18 protein-coding genes and 1 pseudogene are annotated in these 14,331 nt (G+C 59.7%); 11 read left to right on the top strand and 8 right to left on the bottom strand.

What is annotated here, in order from left to right:
• Positions 1-236: 236 nt before the first annotated feature.
• The 5 genes from AC57B5_RS06340 to AC57B5_RS06360 form a co-directional block, all read right to left on the bottom strand.
• Complete coding sequence (locus AC57B5_RS06340) at positions 237-593, bottom strand: GNAT family N-acetyltransferase (RefSeq protein WP_496399026.1); 357 nt, start codon at positions 591-593, stop codon at positions 237-239.
• A 159-nt stretch (positions 594-752) separates the two neighbouring features.
• Positions 753-1,133, bottom strand: a complete 381-nt coding sequence (locus tag AC57B5_RS06345; RefSeq protein ID WP_496399027.1) for a GFA family protein — start codon at positions 1,131-1,133, stop codon at positions 753-755.
• A gap of 84 nt (positions 1,134-1,217) precedes the next feature.
• On the bottom strand, positions 1,218-1,691 hold the full coding sequence (locus AC57B5_RS06350) for a GNAT family N-acetyltransferase (RefSeq protein WP_496399028.1): 474 nt from the start codon (positions 1,689-1,691) through the stop codon (positions 1,218-1,220).
• An 80-nt stretch (positions 1,692-1,771) separates the two neighbouring features.
• The gene (locus AC57B5_RS06355) at positions 1,772-2,815 is read right to left on the bottom strand and encodes an NAD(P)/FAD-dependent oxidoreductase (RefSeq protein WP_496399029.1); all 1,044 of its coding nucleotides are present in this window, start codon (positions 2,813-2,815) and stop codon (positions 1,772-1,774) included.
• A gap of 92 nt (positions 2,816-2,907) precedes the next feature.
• Positions 2,908-3,456, bottom strand: coding sequence for a tyrosine-type recombinase/integrase (locus tag AC57B5_RS06360; protein WP_496399030.1), 549 nt, complete (start codon positions 3,454-3,456; stop codon positions 2,908-2,910).
• 213 nt (positions 3,457-3,669) lie between these two features.
• On the opposite strand from AC57B5_RS06360, the gene AC57B5_RS06365 reads away from it, so the two are divergent.
• From AC57B5_RS06365 to AC57B5_RS06410, 10 genes are read left to right on the top strand one after another with little or no spacing between them, the layout of a single operon-like run.
• Entirely contained in the window at positions 3,670-3,993 is a 324-nt protein-coding gene (locus AC57B5_RS06365) for an ArsR/SmtB family transcription factor (protein ID WP_496399440.1), read from the top strand.
• An 11-nt stretch (positions 3,994-4,004) separates the two neighbouring features.
• Positions 4,005-4,499, top strand: a complete 495-nt coding sequence (locus AC57B5_RS06370) for an ArsI/CadI family heavy metal resistance metalloenzyme (RefSeq protein ID WP_088167095.1) — start codon at positions 4,005-4,007, stop codon at positions 4,497-4,499.
• Between the two features lie 6 nt (positions 4,500-4,505).
• Positions 4,506-5,012: an arsenate reductase ArsC gene (locus AC57B5_RS06375; protein WP_088167094.1), complete on the top strand. Its 507-nt coding sequence runs from the start codon at positions 4,506-4,508 to the stop codon at positions 5,010-5,012.
• A 51-nt stretch (positions 5,013-5,063) separates the two neighbouring features.
• Complete coding sequence (locus AC57B5_RS06380) at positions 5,064-6,353, top strand: arsenic transporter (protein ID WP_496399031.1); 1,290 nt, start codon at positions 5,064-5,066, stop codon at positions 6,351-6,353.
• Between the two features lie 26 nt (positions 6,354-6,379).
• A complete protein-coding gene (gene arsC, locus AC57B5_RS06385) occupies positions 6,380-6,811 on the top strand; it encodes an arsenate reductase (glutaredoxin) (protein ID WP_496399032.1) in 432 nt (143 codons plus the stop codon).
• Positions 6,798-7,514: an arsenical resistance protein ArsH gene (gene arsH / locus AC57B5_RS06390; protein ID WP_279214307.1), complete on the top strand. Its 717-nt coding sequence runs from the start codon at positions 6,798-6,800 to the stop codon at positions 7,512-7,514. Before arsC ends, arsH begins: the two co-directional genes overlap by 14 nt.
• Before the next feature lie 12 nt (positions 7,515-7,526).
• Positions 7,527-8,723, top strand: a complete 1,197-nt coding sequence (locus tag AC57B5_RS06395) for an MFS transporter (protein WP_496399033.1) — start codon at positions 7,527-7,529, stop codon at positions 8,721-8,723.
• A gap of 20 nt (positions 8,724-8,743) precedes the next feature.
• Complete coding sequence (locus AC57B5_RS06400) at positions 8,744-9,808, top strand: ArsO family NAD(P)H-dependent flavin-containing monooxygenase (RefSeq protein WP_496399441.1); 1,065 nt, start codon at positions 8,744-8,746, stop codon at positions 9,806-9,808.
• Between the two features lie 56 nt (positions 9,809-9,864).
• A complete protein-coding gene (locus AC57B5_RS06405) occupies positions 9,865-10,215 on the top strand; it encodes an ArsR/SmtB family transcription factor (protein WP_046986829.1) in 351 nt (116 codons plus the stop codon).
• A gap of 35 nt (positions 10,216-10,250) precedes the next feature.
• Positions 10,251-11,294, top strand: coding sequence for a flavin-containing monooxygenase (locus AC57B5_RS06410; protein ID WP_496399034.1), 1,044 nt, complete (start codon positions 10,251-10,253; stop codon positions 11,292-11,294).
• 432 nt (positions 11,295-11,726) lie between these two features.
• On the opposite strand, the pseudogene AC57B5_RS06415 reads toward AC57B5_RS06410, so the two are convergent.
• Positions 11,727-11,855: pseudogene (locus AC57B5_RS06415) on the bottom strand (Y-family DNA polymerase); the annotation flags it as partial.
• A 15-nt stretch (positions 11,856-11,870) separates the two neighbouring features.
• Complete coding sequence (locus AC57B5_RS06420) at positions 11,871-12,317, bottom strand: LexA family protein (protein WP_160853748.1); 447 nt, start codon at positions 12,315-12,317, stop codon at positions 11,871-11,873.
• Between the two features lie 125 nt (positions 12,318-12,442).
• On the opposite strand from AC57B5_RS06420, the gene AC57B5_RS06425 reads away from it, so the two are divergent.
• A complete protein-coding gene (locus AC57B5_RS06425) occupies positions 12,443-13,273 on the top strand; it encodes a SprT-like domain-containing protein (protein WP_496399035.1) in 831 nt (276 codons plus the stop codon).
• On the opposite strand, the gene AC57B5_RS06430 is transcribed toward AC57B5_RS06425, so the two are convergent.
• Positions 13,270-14,268 (bottom strand): tyrosine-type recombinase/integrase, encoded by a 999-nt coding sequence (locus tag AC57B5_RS06430; protein WP_237426823.1) that lies wholly within the window; start codon positions 14,266-14,268, stop codon positions 13,270-13,272. The genes AC57B5_RS06425 and AC57B5_RS06430 overlap by 4 nt on opposite strands.
• Positions 14,269-14,331 lie beyond the last annotated feature (63 nt).

Here is a 14,331-nt window from a genome sequence, read left to right on the forward strand (position 1 = left end):
TCGCGGTCGTTCCTCCTGGACCTGCCGGTGTCGGCTTCGTTGCGCTTGCCAACGCCCGTAGCCGCAACGCTTCCTCACGGTCACCGTCCCATACCGGCCATCCGCGCATCGACGCAGGTGGCTACCCAATGCCGGGTTTCAGTTGTGCATCGGACAGCTATCCTCGAGTTCATGCGGATTGGGCGTTAGATGTCCGCTGTTACGTCGGGCGAACAGGAGCTTGCGACCCAAAGCGGTCATGGTCGTCGTTTCTCCAGTCGGATGTCTCCGCCACCAATATCTACCTCACTACCCCATCCTAGGTGACGATAGAGTCGCGCAGCGCGGCTGCAGGCGGCGGTTTCGAGCCATGCGGCATGGTGCCGCTCAAACAATGCGGCTTCACATGTCTGGGTCAGGCGTGTACCTATACCGCGCCCCTCATGTTCAGGCAACACAAACAGTGCGAACAGGCACGCGTCGTCCAAGCCGACCATCGCAAAGCCAACAACCTCCTCCTCGATGGTCGAAACCCAAGCGCAAGGTCCGCTTTCGATGGCCAGGGCGATGGCTTCCGGCGTGATGCCTATCGCTGAAAGCTCGTCGACAGTCATCGTGTTTTCTCCAACCGATGCTCTGACTTTGAACATTGCACTCACGTCTGTGACAGACGCAGGTCGAATTCTTGAAGGACAAGTTTTCATGAGGAAATGGTAGCGGCGACCGTCTGTTGCGGCCGAAAGCGAGCGCATTGAAACCCGTGAGGCGCTTTTTCAATTGAGGTTCGCACCATCTATGAGAACCACCGGTATCTCGGTGAGATCTACGGCCTGTAGACAACGTACATTCACGGCCCATCCCTCGAATGGAAGCTTGCCCTCAGCCAGTTCGTCTTCCGTTGGGTTGCTTGGGACACGAAAAGGCATGATTCCGCAACTTGGACAGAAGTAGTCCTTGCCCGTCCTTGTACCCCATTCATACACGCTCAGACTATCCAAGCAGCTCAGCATTCGTAGCGCTTTTTTGGGAACCCGGTGAATCAGTGCACCTCGGCGTGTGCACACAGAACAATTGCAACTTCGCACGTGGTCGAGATCAAGCTCAACCTCGAAGCGACACGCGCCGCAGTGACATGAGCCTTCGTAGGTTTTCATGGACCGAATTCTCTCCTAGAGCCGTGTCTGAAGGACCGCTCCGGGCCAGCGTTCTGCCGGTCACAGGACTGCTCGAGCCGACGCTCATCCGCCACGCTGAAGCTCCTTGCGCATCAAGGAATTCTGGACGGTCACACCCCGAAGCACTGGTAGTCGTCGCTCGACGACCTTGAACCCGTGGAGAGCAAAGAACGGCTCGGCAGTCGTGCTCACGTCCGACGTCAGCTCGCTCAGACCAAGCGACTTGGCCTCTTCATGGATACGAGCCATCAGAAGTGTGCCAATTCCCTGTCGCGGATGGGTGCCTGACACGAAGAAGTGGTCGACGTAGCCGTCCGGCTGAACGTCCGCATAGCCGACGATTTCACCGTCGAGCTCGACCACGAAGGGTCGGATTCCTTGAACTTTGTTCGCCCATAGGTCCATGTCGAGGTCCGCCGGCGCCCATGCCTTTACTTGCTCAGGTGAGTAGTTGCGAGAGGCGACCTCATGAATGGCCGTGAAGTACACACGGAACAACGCAGCTTCATCACCATGCCTGAACCGACGAATCTCCATGAAGTCCTCAATACGCCATAAAACTAACCACGAGTCTGTCACATCTAGCCCGAGACGCGAACGTCCGCACCTGGCCGTTCCTAGCTGCTAGCGAGAATATCTCCCGCCGCAAGCCTCCCGAGCTGGGGCGCAAGGATCACGCCAGGATGCGCAACCACCGCATACAGACTCGGAACACTGTCCACGAACCCTCTCAGCGGCGCGCCATCGAGCGTCATGGCCCTCATCGCTGACCGCACGGAGACGGTTGCCAGCTGCAGTGGGGGCTTGATCAGTTCAGCAATAGCCGAAGCTGTCCGGGCCTCAAGCTCGGGGAGGCCGTTTTTGCCGGTATCCGGCAGTTCTGCTGCAGACACCAACCCTCCCGAGCGTGATGGACGAAGTTCCAATCCCTGACCATAGAGCATATGTTTGATCGGGCATGGCGAGCTCGCGAACTGCAGCAATACGGCAGGCTTCTCCACAATCTGCAGTCTGACTCCCGCTGTCGCCGCCAACTGTCCCGCAGACGCTGCGTTGGCCAGTACGACCACGTCGGCGGGCACCGCGCCTGCCGGCGTGTGAACCCCTGTGCAGCGGCCGTTCCGCGTTTCCACCGACTCGACCTGGCATCCATACCGTACGCAGGCGCCCAGCGCCTGGGCTGCCGAAAGCAGTTGTGCCGTCAGCTCGATGGGCTCCACGGCGAAGTCGTCCGGCATCCAGGCCGCAAGCGCAGGTGGCTTTGCCAGGCCAGGCTCCATGGCCTCCACCGCAGCGCGCCCGATCTCCTCAATACGGACGCCCGCGGCCCGCTGCTCCGCGACAAATGCAGTCGTTTCGGTCTCCGACTCCAGCCATACCAGCGCGCCACGCGCCGCCACTGGCAACGGTCCCAGTGCTTTTTGCAACGTCGAAAATTCGGGCAAGGCCGCTTGCACCAGAGCGAAGCGCGCAGGATTCTCCGAAGGTAAGGTGCTGCCAGTGCCCACCCATCCATAGGACCAGCGGGTTGCTCCACATGCGGGCACTGCTCCCCGCTCGAACAATGTGACCCGTGCACCGGCGCGTACCAAGTACCACGCCACCGCAGCCCCAATGACGCCCCCACCCACCACAACGACCCGTAGCGTTCTCACAGACATCTCCCACCTCTTCCCATAACCGCCCTAATGTACCCAGACCCTTGCGGGTCGCTCGCATCTCCTTGCTTTGGGTGGCGGGCGTTCATTGGGGGTTACCGGGGTCGGCCTTGCAGTTGAACCGCCCTGAGATTTTTGGTGCGCCGGTAAATCAGCGTTGCCTTTGTTCTGCGCACAGAGTGCGTGCCGTACTCTGCCCCGTCCAGGCCGAGCTCCTCTACCCAGTGCCCGAGGATCCGAGCGTACTGTCGGGTGCCCAAATGAGGCGACTCGTGCAGCCGGCTGGGGAACAGGAAGTCCTCGGACTTCAGGCGGGCCTGCTTGATCCAGACCTGTAATACGTCTCGCGTTACCTGGGTGATCTCGAACTGGACCGGTCGCCGTGTCTTCTGCTGCATGACGATGGCGCGCGTCGCCACCTGATCGCCATGGCACACGTCCCGAACCTTGAGTGCGACGAGGTCACAGCCGCGCAGCTTGCTGTCGATACCGAGGTTGAACAGGGCGAGTTCACGAACCCTGCCGTCCATCTGGAGCCGAACGCGCAGCGCCCAAATTTCCTTGAGTTTGAAGGGCACCTTTTGGCCGACGAGCTTGCCCTTGTTCCATGGCTCGCGATGTATGAAGTTGCCTGTGGTTCCCATGATGGTCTCCCATCGAGTAAAGGGGACTACAGAATGCACTTCTCAACTGACCGAAGTCGCCGCGTTGCCGGTGCTCCACGCCGGCTACGCGGGAATTATCGACGTCGGCTGACTTGCGTGCTTATGAAATGTCAGTCTCGGCAATGAAGTCCTTCACGGATGTCACTCTCTCAACTTCATTCAACTATTCAACATTTGATGTATTATTGTCAGATGCAAGAAGCCCAAGTCATCCGCTCTCTCTCCGCCCTGGCCCATGAAGCCCGCCTGCGCGTTTTTCGCGCCCTGGTGGTCGCAGGCCCCGAAGGGCTGACACCCAGTGTCTTGGCCGAGCAGTTGGGCATCGCTCCCAATGCACTGTCCTTCCACCTCAAAGAGTTGTCCCATGCTGAGCTGGTCAGCCAGGAACGTCAGGGACGCAACGTGCTGTACCGGGCTGCGTTCCCTGCGATGAACGACCTCTTGGCCTACCTCACCGAAAACTGCTGCCAGGGCGCTGTGTGCACTTCGGCAGATGCCTCTTCCTGCAACTGCTAACGGAGCACACGATGAAACGCTTCCACGTCCACATGCATGTCGATGATCTGGCCAAGAACATCACCTTCTACTCCCAGCTCTTTGGCGCAGAACCTGTCCGGGTGGAAACCGATTACGCCAAGTGGATGCTCGATGAACCTCGGGTGAACTTCGCCATCTCGACCCGGGGCAACAAGCCTGGGCTGGACCATCTTGGCTTCCAGGTGGATGAAGCAGTGGAGCTGGCAGAGCTCAAGGCGCGCGCCGAGTCTGCGGACATGGCACTGCTGGATGAGGGCACTACCACCTGCTGCTACGCCCGCAGCGACAAGCACTGGATCACCGACCCCCAAGGCATCGCCTGGGAGCACTTTCATTCCCTTGAAAACATCCCTGTGTTCAATGAAGCGGCGCAGTCGGCGCCCAAGGCCAGCGCCTGCTGCAGTCCTGCCGCAGCGGCGACAACCACTGCGTCTTCATGCTGTGCACCCCACCCCCAAACTTCCCACTCCAAGTCTTGCTGCTGAGGCTTTATGACCAACACTACAACACCCTTGAATGTTCTGTTTCTGTGCACCCACAACTCGGCGCGCAGCATCCTGGCGGAAGCCTTGCTCAACGATATGGGCCAGGGGCGCTTTAAGGCCTATTCGGCTGGAAGCAGCCCACGAGCCAACCAGCAGCCCAACCCGCTGGGCTTGCAAGTGCTGCAACGCGCAGGCGTGTCCGTAGAGGGCCTGCGCAGCAAGAGCTGGGACGAGTTTGCCGTGGCCGATGCGCCGAAGATGGATCTGATCATCACCGTCTGCGACAACGCCGCAGGCGAAGTCTGCCCCATCTGGCCCGGACACCCCGCTACTGCGCACTGGGGCTACCCCGATCCTTCTGAAAGCGATGCTGATGACGACGCCAAGCTCGAAGCTTTCCGCCAGACCATGCACATGATTCGCCGCCGTCTGGAGCTGCTGGTGAATCTGCCCGCAGACAAGCTGGAGAAGGCACGACTGCAGGGCTCAGCCCGCGAACTGATCGCGCACTGATCCACTGCCTCGCCAACGCACACCCATCACTTACCCACGGTCTCCATCACGATGCTTTCGGCTGTACTGATCTTTTTTTTCACCCTGGTTTTGGTCATCTGGCAACCACGAGGCCTGGGTATTGGATGGAGTGCCTCTTTGGGGGCCGGTATCGCTTTGCTGCTGGGGGTGGTGCATCTGGCCGACATTCCCGTGGTATGGCACATCGTCTGGAACGCCACCGCAACCTTTGTCGCGGTGATCATCATCAGCTTGCTGCTGGATGAGGCCGGGTTCTTCGAGTGGGCAGCGCTGCACTTCGCGCGTTGGGGCGGCGGCAAAGGCTCCAAGCTGTTTGCCTTTATCGTGCTGCTGGGCGCCGCCGTGTCGGCACTGTTCGCCAACGATGGGGCCGCGCTGATCCTCACTCCCATCGTCATGGCCATGCTCGTGGCGCTGGGCTTTTCGCCGGCAACGACCTTGGCTTTTGTGATGGCGGCAGGCTTCATTGCGGACACGGCCAGCCTGCCGCTGATCGTCTCCAACTTGGTCAACATCGTCTCTGCCGACTTCTTCAAGATCGGCTTCAACGAGTACGCCTCTGTCATGGTGCCAGTCAATATGGTCTCGGTGCTCGCCAGCTTGGCCATGCTGATGCTGTTCTTTCGCCGGGATATTCCAGCCTCCTACGACCTTGGCCAGCTCAAGCGCCCAGCCGATGCCATCAAAGACCCAGCTACATTCCGCGCTGGCTGGGTAGTACTTGCGTTGCTGCTGATTGGCTTCTTTGGCCTGGAGCCATTGGGAGTGCCTGTGAGCGCCGTAGCGGCAGCGGGCGCGGTCATCTTGCTGGCCGTGGCAGGCCGTGGGTCGGTCATCAGTACCAAGAAGGTGCTGCATGGTGCCCCCTGGCAGATCGTGATCTTCTCGCTGGGCATGTATCTGGTGGTCTACGGGCTGCGCAATGCAGGCCTGACGGACTATCTGGCTGCGATGCTGGAGCGTTTTGCACATGGCGGTGTATGGGGCGCAGCCATTGGCACGGGACTGCTGTCTGCCTTGCTGTCATCCGTAATGAACAACATGCCGACAGTGCTGGTGGGCGCTTTGTCCATCGACGCCTCCAGTGTCAGCGGCATCGTTAAAGAGGCGATGGTCTATGCCAACGTAATCGGTTGTGACCTGGGTCCCAAGATCACCCCCATCGGTAGCTTGGCCACGCTGCTGTGGCTGCATGTGCTGGCAAAGAAGGGCACCACGATCAGCTGGGGCTACTACTTCAAGGTTGGCTCGGTGCTGACCGTACCCGTACTGCTTGCCACTTTGGCTGCCCTGGCATTGCGCCTGAGCATCTTTGCCTGAACACACCCCTCTGTCCTGGAGCCGGTATGAGCACTATCACCATCTATCACAACCCCGCCTGCGGCACCTCCCGCAACGTACTGGCCTTGATCCGCAACAGCGGCGAAGAGCCCACGGTCATCGAATACCTCAAGACGCCTCCTGATCGGCCCATCTTGGAGCGCTTGCTGGCCGAAATGGGCGTGCCGGTGCGCGAGGTCCTGCGGCAAAAAGGCACGCCGTTCGATGAACTCGGTCTGAGCGATCCCAAGTGGACCGACCAGCAGCTGATCGACTTCATGCTTGAGCATCCAATTCTGATCAATCGACCCATCGTGGTGACGCCGCTGGGTACTCGTCTGTGCCGGCCGTCTGAGGCCGTGCTGGACATTTTGCCCCGCCCTCAGTTGGGCGCATTCACCAAAGAAGACGGAGAGGCCGTCATCGACGCGAAAGGACAACGTGTTGCACAGCACTGATTTACCCAACCTCGACGAACACTCCTTCGAGACTGCGGACCTGACTCGGTTGCTGCCTGCCCAGCGCGCAACGCATGCACCTCGCATCTTGCTGCTTTATGGATCGGCCCGTGAGCGCTCCTACAGCCGACTGCTGACGGAGGAAGCTGCTCGGCTGCTTCGCAAACTAGGGGCAGAGCCTCGGATCTTCGATCCACGTGGGCTGCCGCTGCCAGACGATGCGCCGGAGAGCCATCCCAAGGTCCAGGAACTGCGCGATCTGGTGCAGTGGTCCGAAGGCATGGTGTGGACTTCACCCGAGCGCCATGGCGCAATGACCAGCATCCTCAAAGCCCAGATTGACTGGATTCCGCTCGCCGTGGGCGCTGTGCGGCCGACCCAAGGCAAGACCCTGGCGGTGATGCAGGTCAGTGGGGGTTCGCAGTCATTCAACGCACTCAACCAGATGCGCGTGCTGGGACGCTGGATGCGTCTGATCACCATCCCCAACCAGTCGTCGGTGGCCAAGGCATTCTTGGAGTTCGATGAAGTCGGTCGCATGAAGCACTCTGCCTACTATGAGCGGGTGGTCGATGTGATGGAGGAGCTGGTCAAGTTCACGCTGCTGACCCGCGACAGTGCAGATTACCTTGTGGACCGCTACAGCGAGCGACGTGAGTCTGCACAAGCACTCTCGCAACGCGTTAATCAGCGAAGCATCTAAAGCGCCGAGACGATGCAACGCCGCACCCGGATCACTGCCATGCTGGGCGTGGCCCAAACGCTGTCGTGGGCTTCGTCGTACTACCTTCCTGCTGTTTTAGCAGAGCCGATCAGCAGCGCGGTCGGCATGGCGTACTCCACGGTATTCGCGGCCTTCTCGGTGGCGCTTTTGGTTTCCGCTGCCATGGGACCCATTGCAGGACGGTTCATTGACCGCTTCGGTGGCCGTCCAGTATTGGTCGCCAGCAACCTGGTGTTCGCTGCTGGACTGGTGATCCTTAGTCTAGCCACGCAGGCCAGCCATGTGTTCCTGGCCTGGGCCGTCATGGGCATAGCCATGGGCAGCGGCCTGTACGAAGCCGCCTTTGCCACTGTCGTTCGCCTGTATGGCCAGGACGCTAGGCGTGCCATCACTGGCATCACGTTGTTTGCCGGCTTCGCCAGTACCGTAGGCTGGCCGCTTTCCAGCTATCTCGCGCATGAGTTTGGCTGGCGTGAGGCATGTCTGGCGTGGGCACTGCTGCACCTTCTTTTGGGACTTCCGCTCAACCTGCTGCTGCCGCGCGCAGCTGCTGCAGTAGCTGAACCGGAACCAGGTGAAAAACAACCTGCGGCCAGCCCCCACGAGCATTCAAGCGCAGCTGGCAAGCCGCACAGATCCACAGCCTATCTGATGGCCTATGTGTTTGCGGTTTCGTGGTTCATCAGCACGGCGATGGCGGCGCACCTGCCGCAGCTTCTGCAGACGACTGGAGCAGCAATTGGCGTTGCCATCGGAGCCGCTGCGCTGGTGGGGCCCTCGCAGGTGGCGGGGCGGTTGGTGGAATACGGGTTCCTGAAAAACGCCCACCCTCTGCTGTCTGCCAAGCTGGCCATCTTGGCGCATCCCGCTGCAGCACTGTGTCTGTATCTGATTGGAGCGCCTGCAGTGAGTCTGTTTGCAGTCTTGCACGGGCTTGGGAACGGAATTTTGACGATTGCCGTGGGCACGTTGCCGCTCAAAGTGTTTGGTGCACAGGGCTATGGACAGCGGCAAGGCTGGTTGATGGTGCCCGCGCGCATCGTGCAAGCGGGGTCCCCGTTTCTCTTCGGAATGGCTGTATCCCATTGGGCGCTGGGAGCATTGTGGCTTTCCTCAATGCTCGGCATCACCGCGTTCTTTGCGCTGTGGGCCATGCGCATTCAGCCCCGCGCTGCAAGTGCGCAATAAATTTGGAGGTCGATGTGAGCGTGACACTGTATGACGTGATCATTGTTGGAGGAGGCCAGGCAGCACTGTCCGTTGCCTACTTCCTGAGGCGCACAAACCGCTCAGTGCTGATCTTGGACGCCGAGGATGCAGGTGGAGGAGCCTGGCAGCATGGCTGGGACTCTCTGCGCCTGTTCTCTCCTGCAAATTGGAGCTCCATTGCTGGCTGGCCCATGCCTAGCTCCGGGGAGCAGTACCCAAGCCGCGACCAGGTTGTTAGCTACCTGCGGCAGTACGAAGCCCGCTACAACCTCTCGGTACAGCGGCCCGTGCTGGTGACGGCGGTGGAGCGTAGAGACCACGGTTTTGCCGTAACGGCAGGTGACCGGTCGTGGGATGCGCGCGTGGTAGTGAGTGCCACAGGGACTTGGCGCAACCCGTTTATTCCGGAACTCGAAGGTCGGTCCGCGTTTGGCGGTCTCCAGGTTCACTCCGCACATTACGTATCGCCCAGCGCATTTCAAGGACTGCGCGTCATGGTGGTCGGCGGTGGCAACTCGGGTGCGCAGATCTTGGCCGAGGTTACGCAGGTTGCTGCGTCCACTACCTGGGCCACTTTGAGCCCGCCTGCCTTTCTGGCAGACGATGTGGATGGAAGAGTGCTCTTTGAACGCGCAACTGCACGGTGGCTGGCAATCCAAGAAGGCCGTGACCCGACAGACTTGCCAGGGGGATTTGGTGATGTCGTCATGGTGCCCCCTGTCGTGGATGCCCGCGCACGTGGCGTGCTTCATGCCGTAGGAGCATTTGAGAGGCTGACAGCTGAAGGCGCCCAGTGGGCGGACGGCACCAGCCGCACGTTTGATGCCATCTTGTGGTGCACCGGGTTTAAGCCCGCACTCCAGCATCTGGAGTCTCTTGGCGTGGTGGCCGATAGCAAAGTCACCGTAGACGGAACACGTGCGCGCGATGTGACAGGCCTCTGGCTGGTCGGCTACGGCGAGTGGACCGGGCCCGCATCGGCCACTCTCATAGGTGTCATGCGCACCGCGCGCTCCACTGCAACCGAGATTGACCAGTACCTTGCTGCCCAAGTGCCAGCGTAGGCACCGCTTGGTGCGTCGGTTTACATGTGCATGTAAATGCACGTATTATTCGGCACATGACTACCTCGCCTCTCAACCGTACGCATGCTATTGACGCCGCCATCGGGTCCTTGGAAAGCAGCTTTTTCAAGGCGCTTTGCGAGCCTGCCCGGATTGCAGTGCTCAAGCGCGTGATGCAACTTGGGAGCGCTGATGTAACGGAGATCGCTGCCGAGTTGCCCCAGGAGCGCTCTGTGGTTTCTCGCCATCTGCAGATACTGTCTGAGGCTGGCATCGTGCGCGCGCAGAAGTCAGGCCGACAGATGTTCTATGAGGTGGACGGTCCCTCAATCATCCAGCGGCTGGAGGACATGCTTTCACACACCAAAGGCATTGCAGCTCACTGCTGCCCTGGCAATCAGCGGTAGTTTTTTTCATCCTATATGTGTATATGTGCGCACAAATGAACATAAATAACTTCGAAGTGATCGTGATCGGTGGCGGCCAGGCTGGCATGGCGTGCGGGTGGCACCTACAACGCCAAGGGCGTGACTTTGTAATCCTGGATGCGCTAGACAGGCCTGGGGGAAATTGGCGCAACTACTACGACAGCCTCACGCTGTTTTCGCCGGCACGGTACTCGGGGTTGCCTGGCATGGCATTTCCGGGAGATCCAGGTCGCTACCCCCTGCGCGATGAGGTGGTTGGGTACTTGGAGCAATACAGTGAGCTCTTCCAGTTGCCCATCAAACAAAAAGCGCAGGTTGTCCTGGTGGAGCGAGAGGGGACAGGCTTTCGCGTCGCAACAGCAGATGAACAGATCTTTTTTTCCAAGGCCGTCGTGGTGGCCACGGGGGCATTCAGCCACCCCTACATCCCCGAAATAGCAGGCCTGCAGGACTTTGAGGGCCGCGTGCTCCACAGCGCAAGTTTTGGAAGAGCCCAAGAGTACTCTGGAGAGCGTGTCATCGTGGTGGGCGCTGCAAACTCTGCGGTACAGATAGCGCATGAGCTGGCCCAACTGGCGAATGTGACGTTAGCGACCCGAGAACCTGTGCGCTTCTTTCCCCAGCGGCCTTTTGGCATCGACTTCCACGCTTGGCTGAAATGGACTGGTTTAGAGAAGACCAGATGGCTCAACGACCAAAGCACCCCTGTGCTCGATCGTGGGACCTATCGACGTGCGCTGCACTCTGGGCTGATTCGGCACAAAGACATGTTCCATCAAGTGACGCGTGATGGTGTGGTCTGGCAAGACGGGACATATGAGCCGGTTGAAAGCATCATCTTTGCCACAGGATTTCGCCCGAACCTGGGAGCACTCGGTCAGCTGCCAGTGTTCGATCAACAAGATCGGGTAGCTCATAAAAGCGGTGTCTCGACTACGGTGCCGGGCCTGTACTTCGTAGGGTTGCCCAAGCAGCGCAGCTTTGCATCGGCCACATTGCGAGGTGTGGGGCCAGATGCTCAGTACATAGCTAAAAGACTGATAGCTCAATTGCGCTGATTCAGAATGACTGCTTTGGGTGGTGGATTCAACCGCGCTGCGCGAAGTCGATCCTTCAAACCGATGCAGGACGAATCGAGCAATCGGCTGGCAGCTTCCAAGGTTGGAGCGGTCGTCCATGACCGGAACCGCTCAACGACCGGTGTTGATCGTTGCGGTCACTCGTGCACTGCACCGTGAATGGCTCAGATCAGCCTAGACCTGCCGTTTACGGCTACGGCCCGGACGGCAGCTTCTGGCCGGAAACGACCGCCACGTCTACTTGGCCCAACGGACTGCTACCGTTTTGATCTGCCAACTCACCAAATGTCTTCGAACCCGGCAGCAGGTCAGGACGTATTGATGGACTTCAAGCCAACTTCGGCAGCATGCCTTGCTGATAGCGATGATGGTGAAAGGCTATGCTGTTGACGGCTGACGGCATTCCACATAATCATTTGACCTGGCGATCGCGCATCCATCATTGTTCGAGAGCACTGCCACTGGCAGGCCCGCCAGCGAGGGCCGGAACACCCTCTCGCACGAGACGTAAAAATTGTTGCCATCGATGAGCGCGAACATTGGACAGCCTTCAGGTTATGCCCGGAAGCGCTTGATGCATGCGGTGACCACGCCCCAAATCACCAAGGTTTGACCCTCCCTAGGCACGATGTCAGGGTAGGTCGCGTTCGCCGCCTGCAGGCGGATGTTGCCCCCCGCGCAGTGGAGCCTTTTGACCGTGAAATCATTGTCCACCACCCCAACAACGATGTGGCGATGCTGAGGTTTGATCGCTCGGTCTACAAGGATCAGATCTCCGTCATCGATGCCGTCCTCGCACATGGAGCTCCCGGCAACCCGCAGCAGAAAGGTCGCCTGGGGATGCGTGATGAGCGTGCTTGTGAGGTCAATTCGCTTGCCACCGAAGTCGGCCGCCGGCGACGGAAACCCCGCTCGGATGCAAGCATCGCCGGCGATAACGTAGCAAGCAGCCTCACTGAGCTGGACGGGCGGCTCTGGGGGGAGCAGGTGAGCGTTGGTCATGGGTTTTATCGATACTGTGGTTATATACAGTATACGGCGCTATGCCAGGATTTAGACGAACTTCCCCATGGCAGCAGTTCCTGGACGGCTGGGTCAAGCCCCGTTTGTATTGCACAATACAAAACATGCTTGTCGCCAATCCCGCCACACACATCGTTCTGCCAGCATCTGCACTGCCCCTGCGCGCCACGCCCACTCGTGCGGCCTACTCCGAGTTGCAGCAGGCGTACGAGCATTTCAACCAGCGCCTGTTCGACGATGCTCTGCCCCATTGCCTGATCACGCTACAGCGAGAAAAACGTACCTGCGGGTACTTCTCGGCCGCGCGCTTTGCGTCGCTGGACGGCAGCACCACGGACGAGATCGCCCTGAACCCCGCCTATTTCGCGGCCGTGCCGATCATCGAGACGCTGCAGACGCTGGTGCACGAGATGGCCCATCTATGGCAGCACCACTTCGGCAAGCCGGGGCGGGGGCGCTACCACAACGAGGAGTGGGCCGGAAAGATGGAAGCGATAGGCTTGATGCCGTCATCTACCGGCCGGCCCGGAGGGAAGCGTACGGGCGACATGATGGCCGACTACGCCATCGCAGGAGGGCCCTTCCTCGGGGCATGCGAGCAGTTGCTGACGGACAGCTTCCAGATCAGTTGGTACGACCGTTTTCCTGCGATCGAGCACGTGCTCAGCGGCCAGTGGAGCATGGCCACGCAGCTGCAGGGCATGGCCGGCACCACGCCCCCAATGGCGTCCGTACCCGCTTTGGCGCAGGCAGTGCGGCCAGTGGCCCACACGGTGCCCACAGCCGCCGGCGGACCAGACTCGGTACAGCCGTTGAACAAATCGAACCGCATCAAGTACAGCTGCACAGGCTGTACTGACCAGATCAGCGTTTGGGGCAAGCCAGGGCTCAAGCTCATCTGCGGCGAATGCCAAGCTGCATTTGTAGATCACTAGCCGTGTTGGTTTGCGCTGTCCCAGCGGAGGAATGGCTTGTATGTTTCGCCACGAGGGTGATGCCGACAGAGCAGCTCTCTGTCATCCAGACCGTGCCTGGACACGTAGATCGCCGTGGTCTCCAGTTGCGCGTGGCCCAGCAGCAGCTTGATGGTGTCGAGCGGGGCCCTACCTTGATAGAGGTGTGTGGCAAATGCATGCCGGAAGCTGTGTGGGGATAGATCCAGACCACACATGCCGGAGTACCGGCGCACCATGCGCCATAACTGGAGATATCGGTAGTCGGGATAGTGTCCGCTGGACACAAAGAATCGTCTTGTCGATCGAGCAACATGTCCACCGGCACGCAGGATATCGTTGCGGACCCTTTTGTATTGTGCAATCCAATACAGCGCAGGCTCTCCCAGCACAACAAGACGCTCCCTCCTCCCTTTCCCCATGATCGGCAGGCAGCGGCCCTGGAGATACATGTCTTGTGGCAACTCTAGTAGCTCTGCAGCGCGAAGGCCCGCGCCGTAGAGAAGCTCAAGGACTGCACGGTCGCGTACGCCCTCTGGCGTCTTCACGTCCGGTTGCTCAAGAACACTCTGGATCTGCGAAGCGCTGGGCACTTCATGCTGCGGCCGCGAGAACACGCGTACTGGCAGTAGGTATGGATTGATATCCATGTCCACGATCGACTCGGACAAGCCCCACTCGTACAACCTGCGCAGGCACCATTGCTTTTTGCGAAAAGTGGCGGCTGATACGGCGGCTTTAGCTCCCTGTAAATAGGACTGCAGGACCGAGCCCGAAAGGGCCTCCCATGTGCGCCCTGTCTCTTGGATTGACCACTTGTTGAACGCGCAGATCTCAACCTGAAGTGTTCTTCTCGTGGAATCAGCCATGCCTTCAACCAAGAAGAGATCAGTCAGAAAATCTTCGAAACGGGAATCCCAGCCCTCGTGAAAACGAGAGGGCTCGCCCTGGTGCATCCAGGGATCTTTTCTATCCATGCTGTCCTCAAGTGGCGGGCCAGCACGGATGGCGTAGAGAGCCGTCCCCGCTGGCGAGACGCA

The sequence above is a fragment of the Delftia sp. BGA-UO-ETr-SB1 genome (assembly GCF_059567865.1).

Bases quoted from the DNA above. Each gene is read 5' to 3' on its own strand.
- AC57B5_RS06370 (WP_088167095.1), top strand. From the start codon at position 4,005: ATGAAACGCTTCCACGTCCACATGCATGTCGATGATCTGGCCAAGAAC.
- AC57B5_RS06340 (WP_496399026.1), bottom strand. From the start codon at position 593: ATGACTGTCGACGAGCTTTCAGCGATAGGCATCACGCCGGAAGCCATC.
- AC57B5_RS06375 (WP_088167094.1), top strand. From the start codon at position 4,506: ATGACCAACACTACAACACCCTTGAATGTTCTGTTTCTGTGCACCCAC.
- AC57B5_RS06350 (WP_496399028.1), bottom strand. From the start codon at position 1,691: ATGGAGATTCGTCGGTTCAGGCATGGTGATGAAGCTGCGTTGTTCCGT.
- AC57B5_RS06380 (WP_496399031.1), top strand. From the start codon at position 5,064: ATGCTTTCGGCTGTACTGATCTTTTTTTTCACCCTGGTTTTGGTCATC.
- AC57B5_RS06425 (WP_496399035.1), top strand. From the start codon at position 12,443: ATGCTTGTCGCCAATCCCGCCACACACATCGTTCTGCCAGCATCTGCA.
- AC57B5_RS06355 (WP_496399029.1), bottom strand. From the start codon at position 2,815: ATGTCTGTGAGAACGCTACGGGTCGTTGTGGTGGGTGGGGGCGTCATT.
- AC57B5_RS06365 (WP_496399440.1), top strand. From the start codon at position 3,670: ATGCAAGAAGCCCAAGTCATCCGCTCTCTCTCCGCCCTGGCCCATGAA.
- AC57B5_RS06345 (WP_496399027.1), bottom strand. From the start codon at position 1,133: ATGAAAACCTACGAAGGCTCATGTCACTGCGGCGCGTGTCGCTTCGAG.
- AC57B5_RS06395 (WP_496399033.1), top strand. From the start codon at position 7,527: ATGCAACGCCGCACCCGGATCACTGCCATGCTGGGCGTGGCCCAAACG.
- AC57B5_RS06410 (WP_496399034.1), top strand. From the start codon at position 10,251: ATGAACATAAATAACTTCGAAGTGATCGTGATCGGTGGCGGCCAGGCT.
- arsC (WP_496399032.1), top strand. From the start codon at position 6,380: ATGAGCACTATCACCATCTATCACAACCCCGCCTGCGGCACCTCCCGC.
- AC57B5_RS06405 (WP_046986829.1), top strand. From the start codon at position 9,865: ATGACTACCTCGCCTCTCAACCGTACGCATGCTATTGACGCCGCCATC.
- AC57B5_RS06430 (WP_237426823.1), bottom strand. From the start codon at position 14,268: ATGGATAGAAAAGATCCCTGGATGCACCAGGGCGAGCCCTCTCGTTTT.
- AC57B5_RS06360 (WP_496399030.1), bottom strand. From the start codon at position 3,456: ATGGGAACCACAGGCAACTTCATACATCGCGAGCCATGGAACAAGGGC.
- AC57B5_RS06420 (WP_160853748.1), bottom strand. From the start codon at position 12,317: ATGACCAACGCTCACCTGCTCCCCCCAGAGCCGCCCGTCCAGCTCAGT.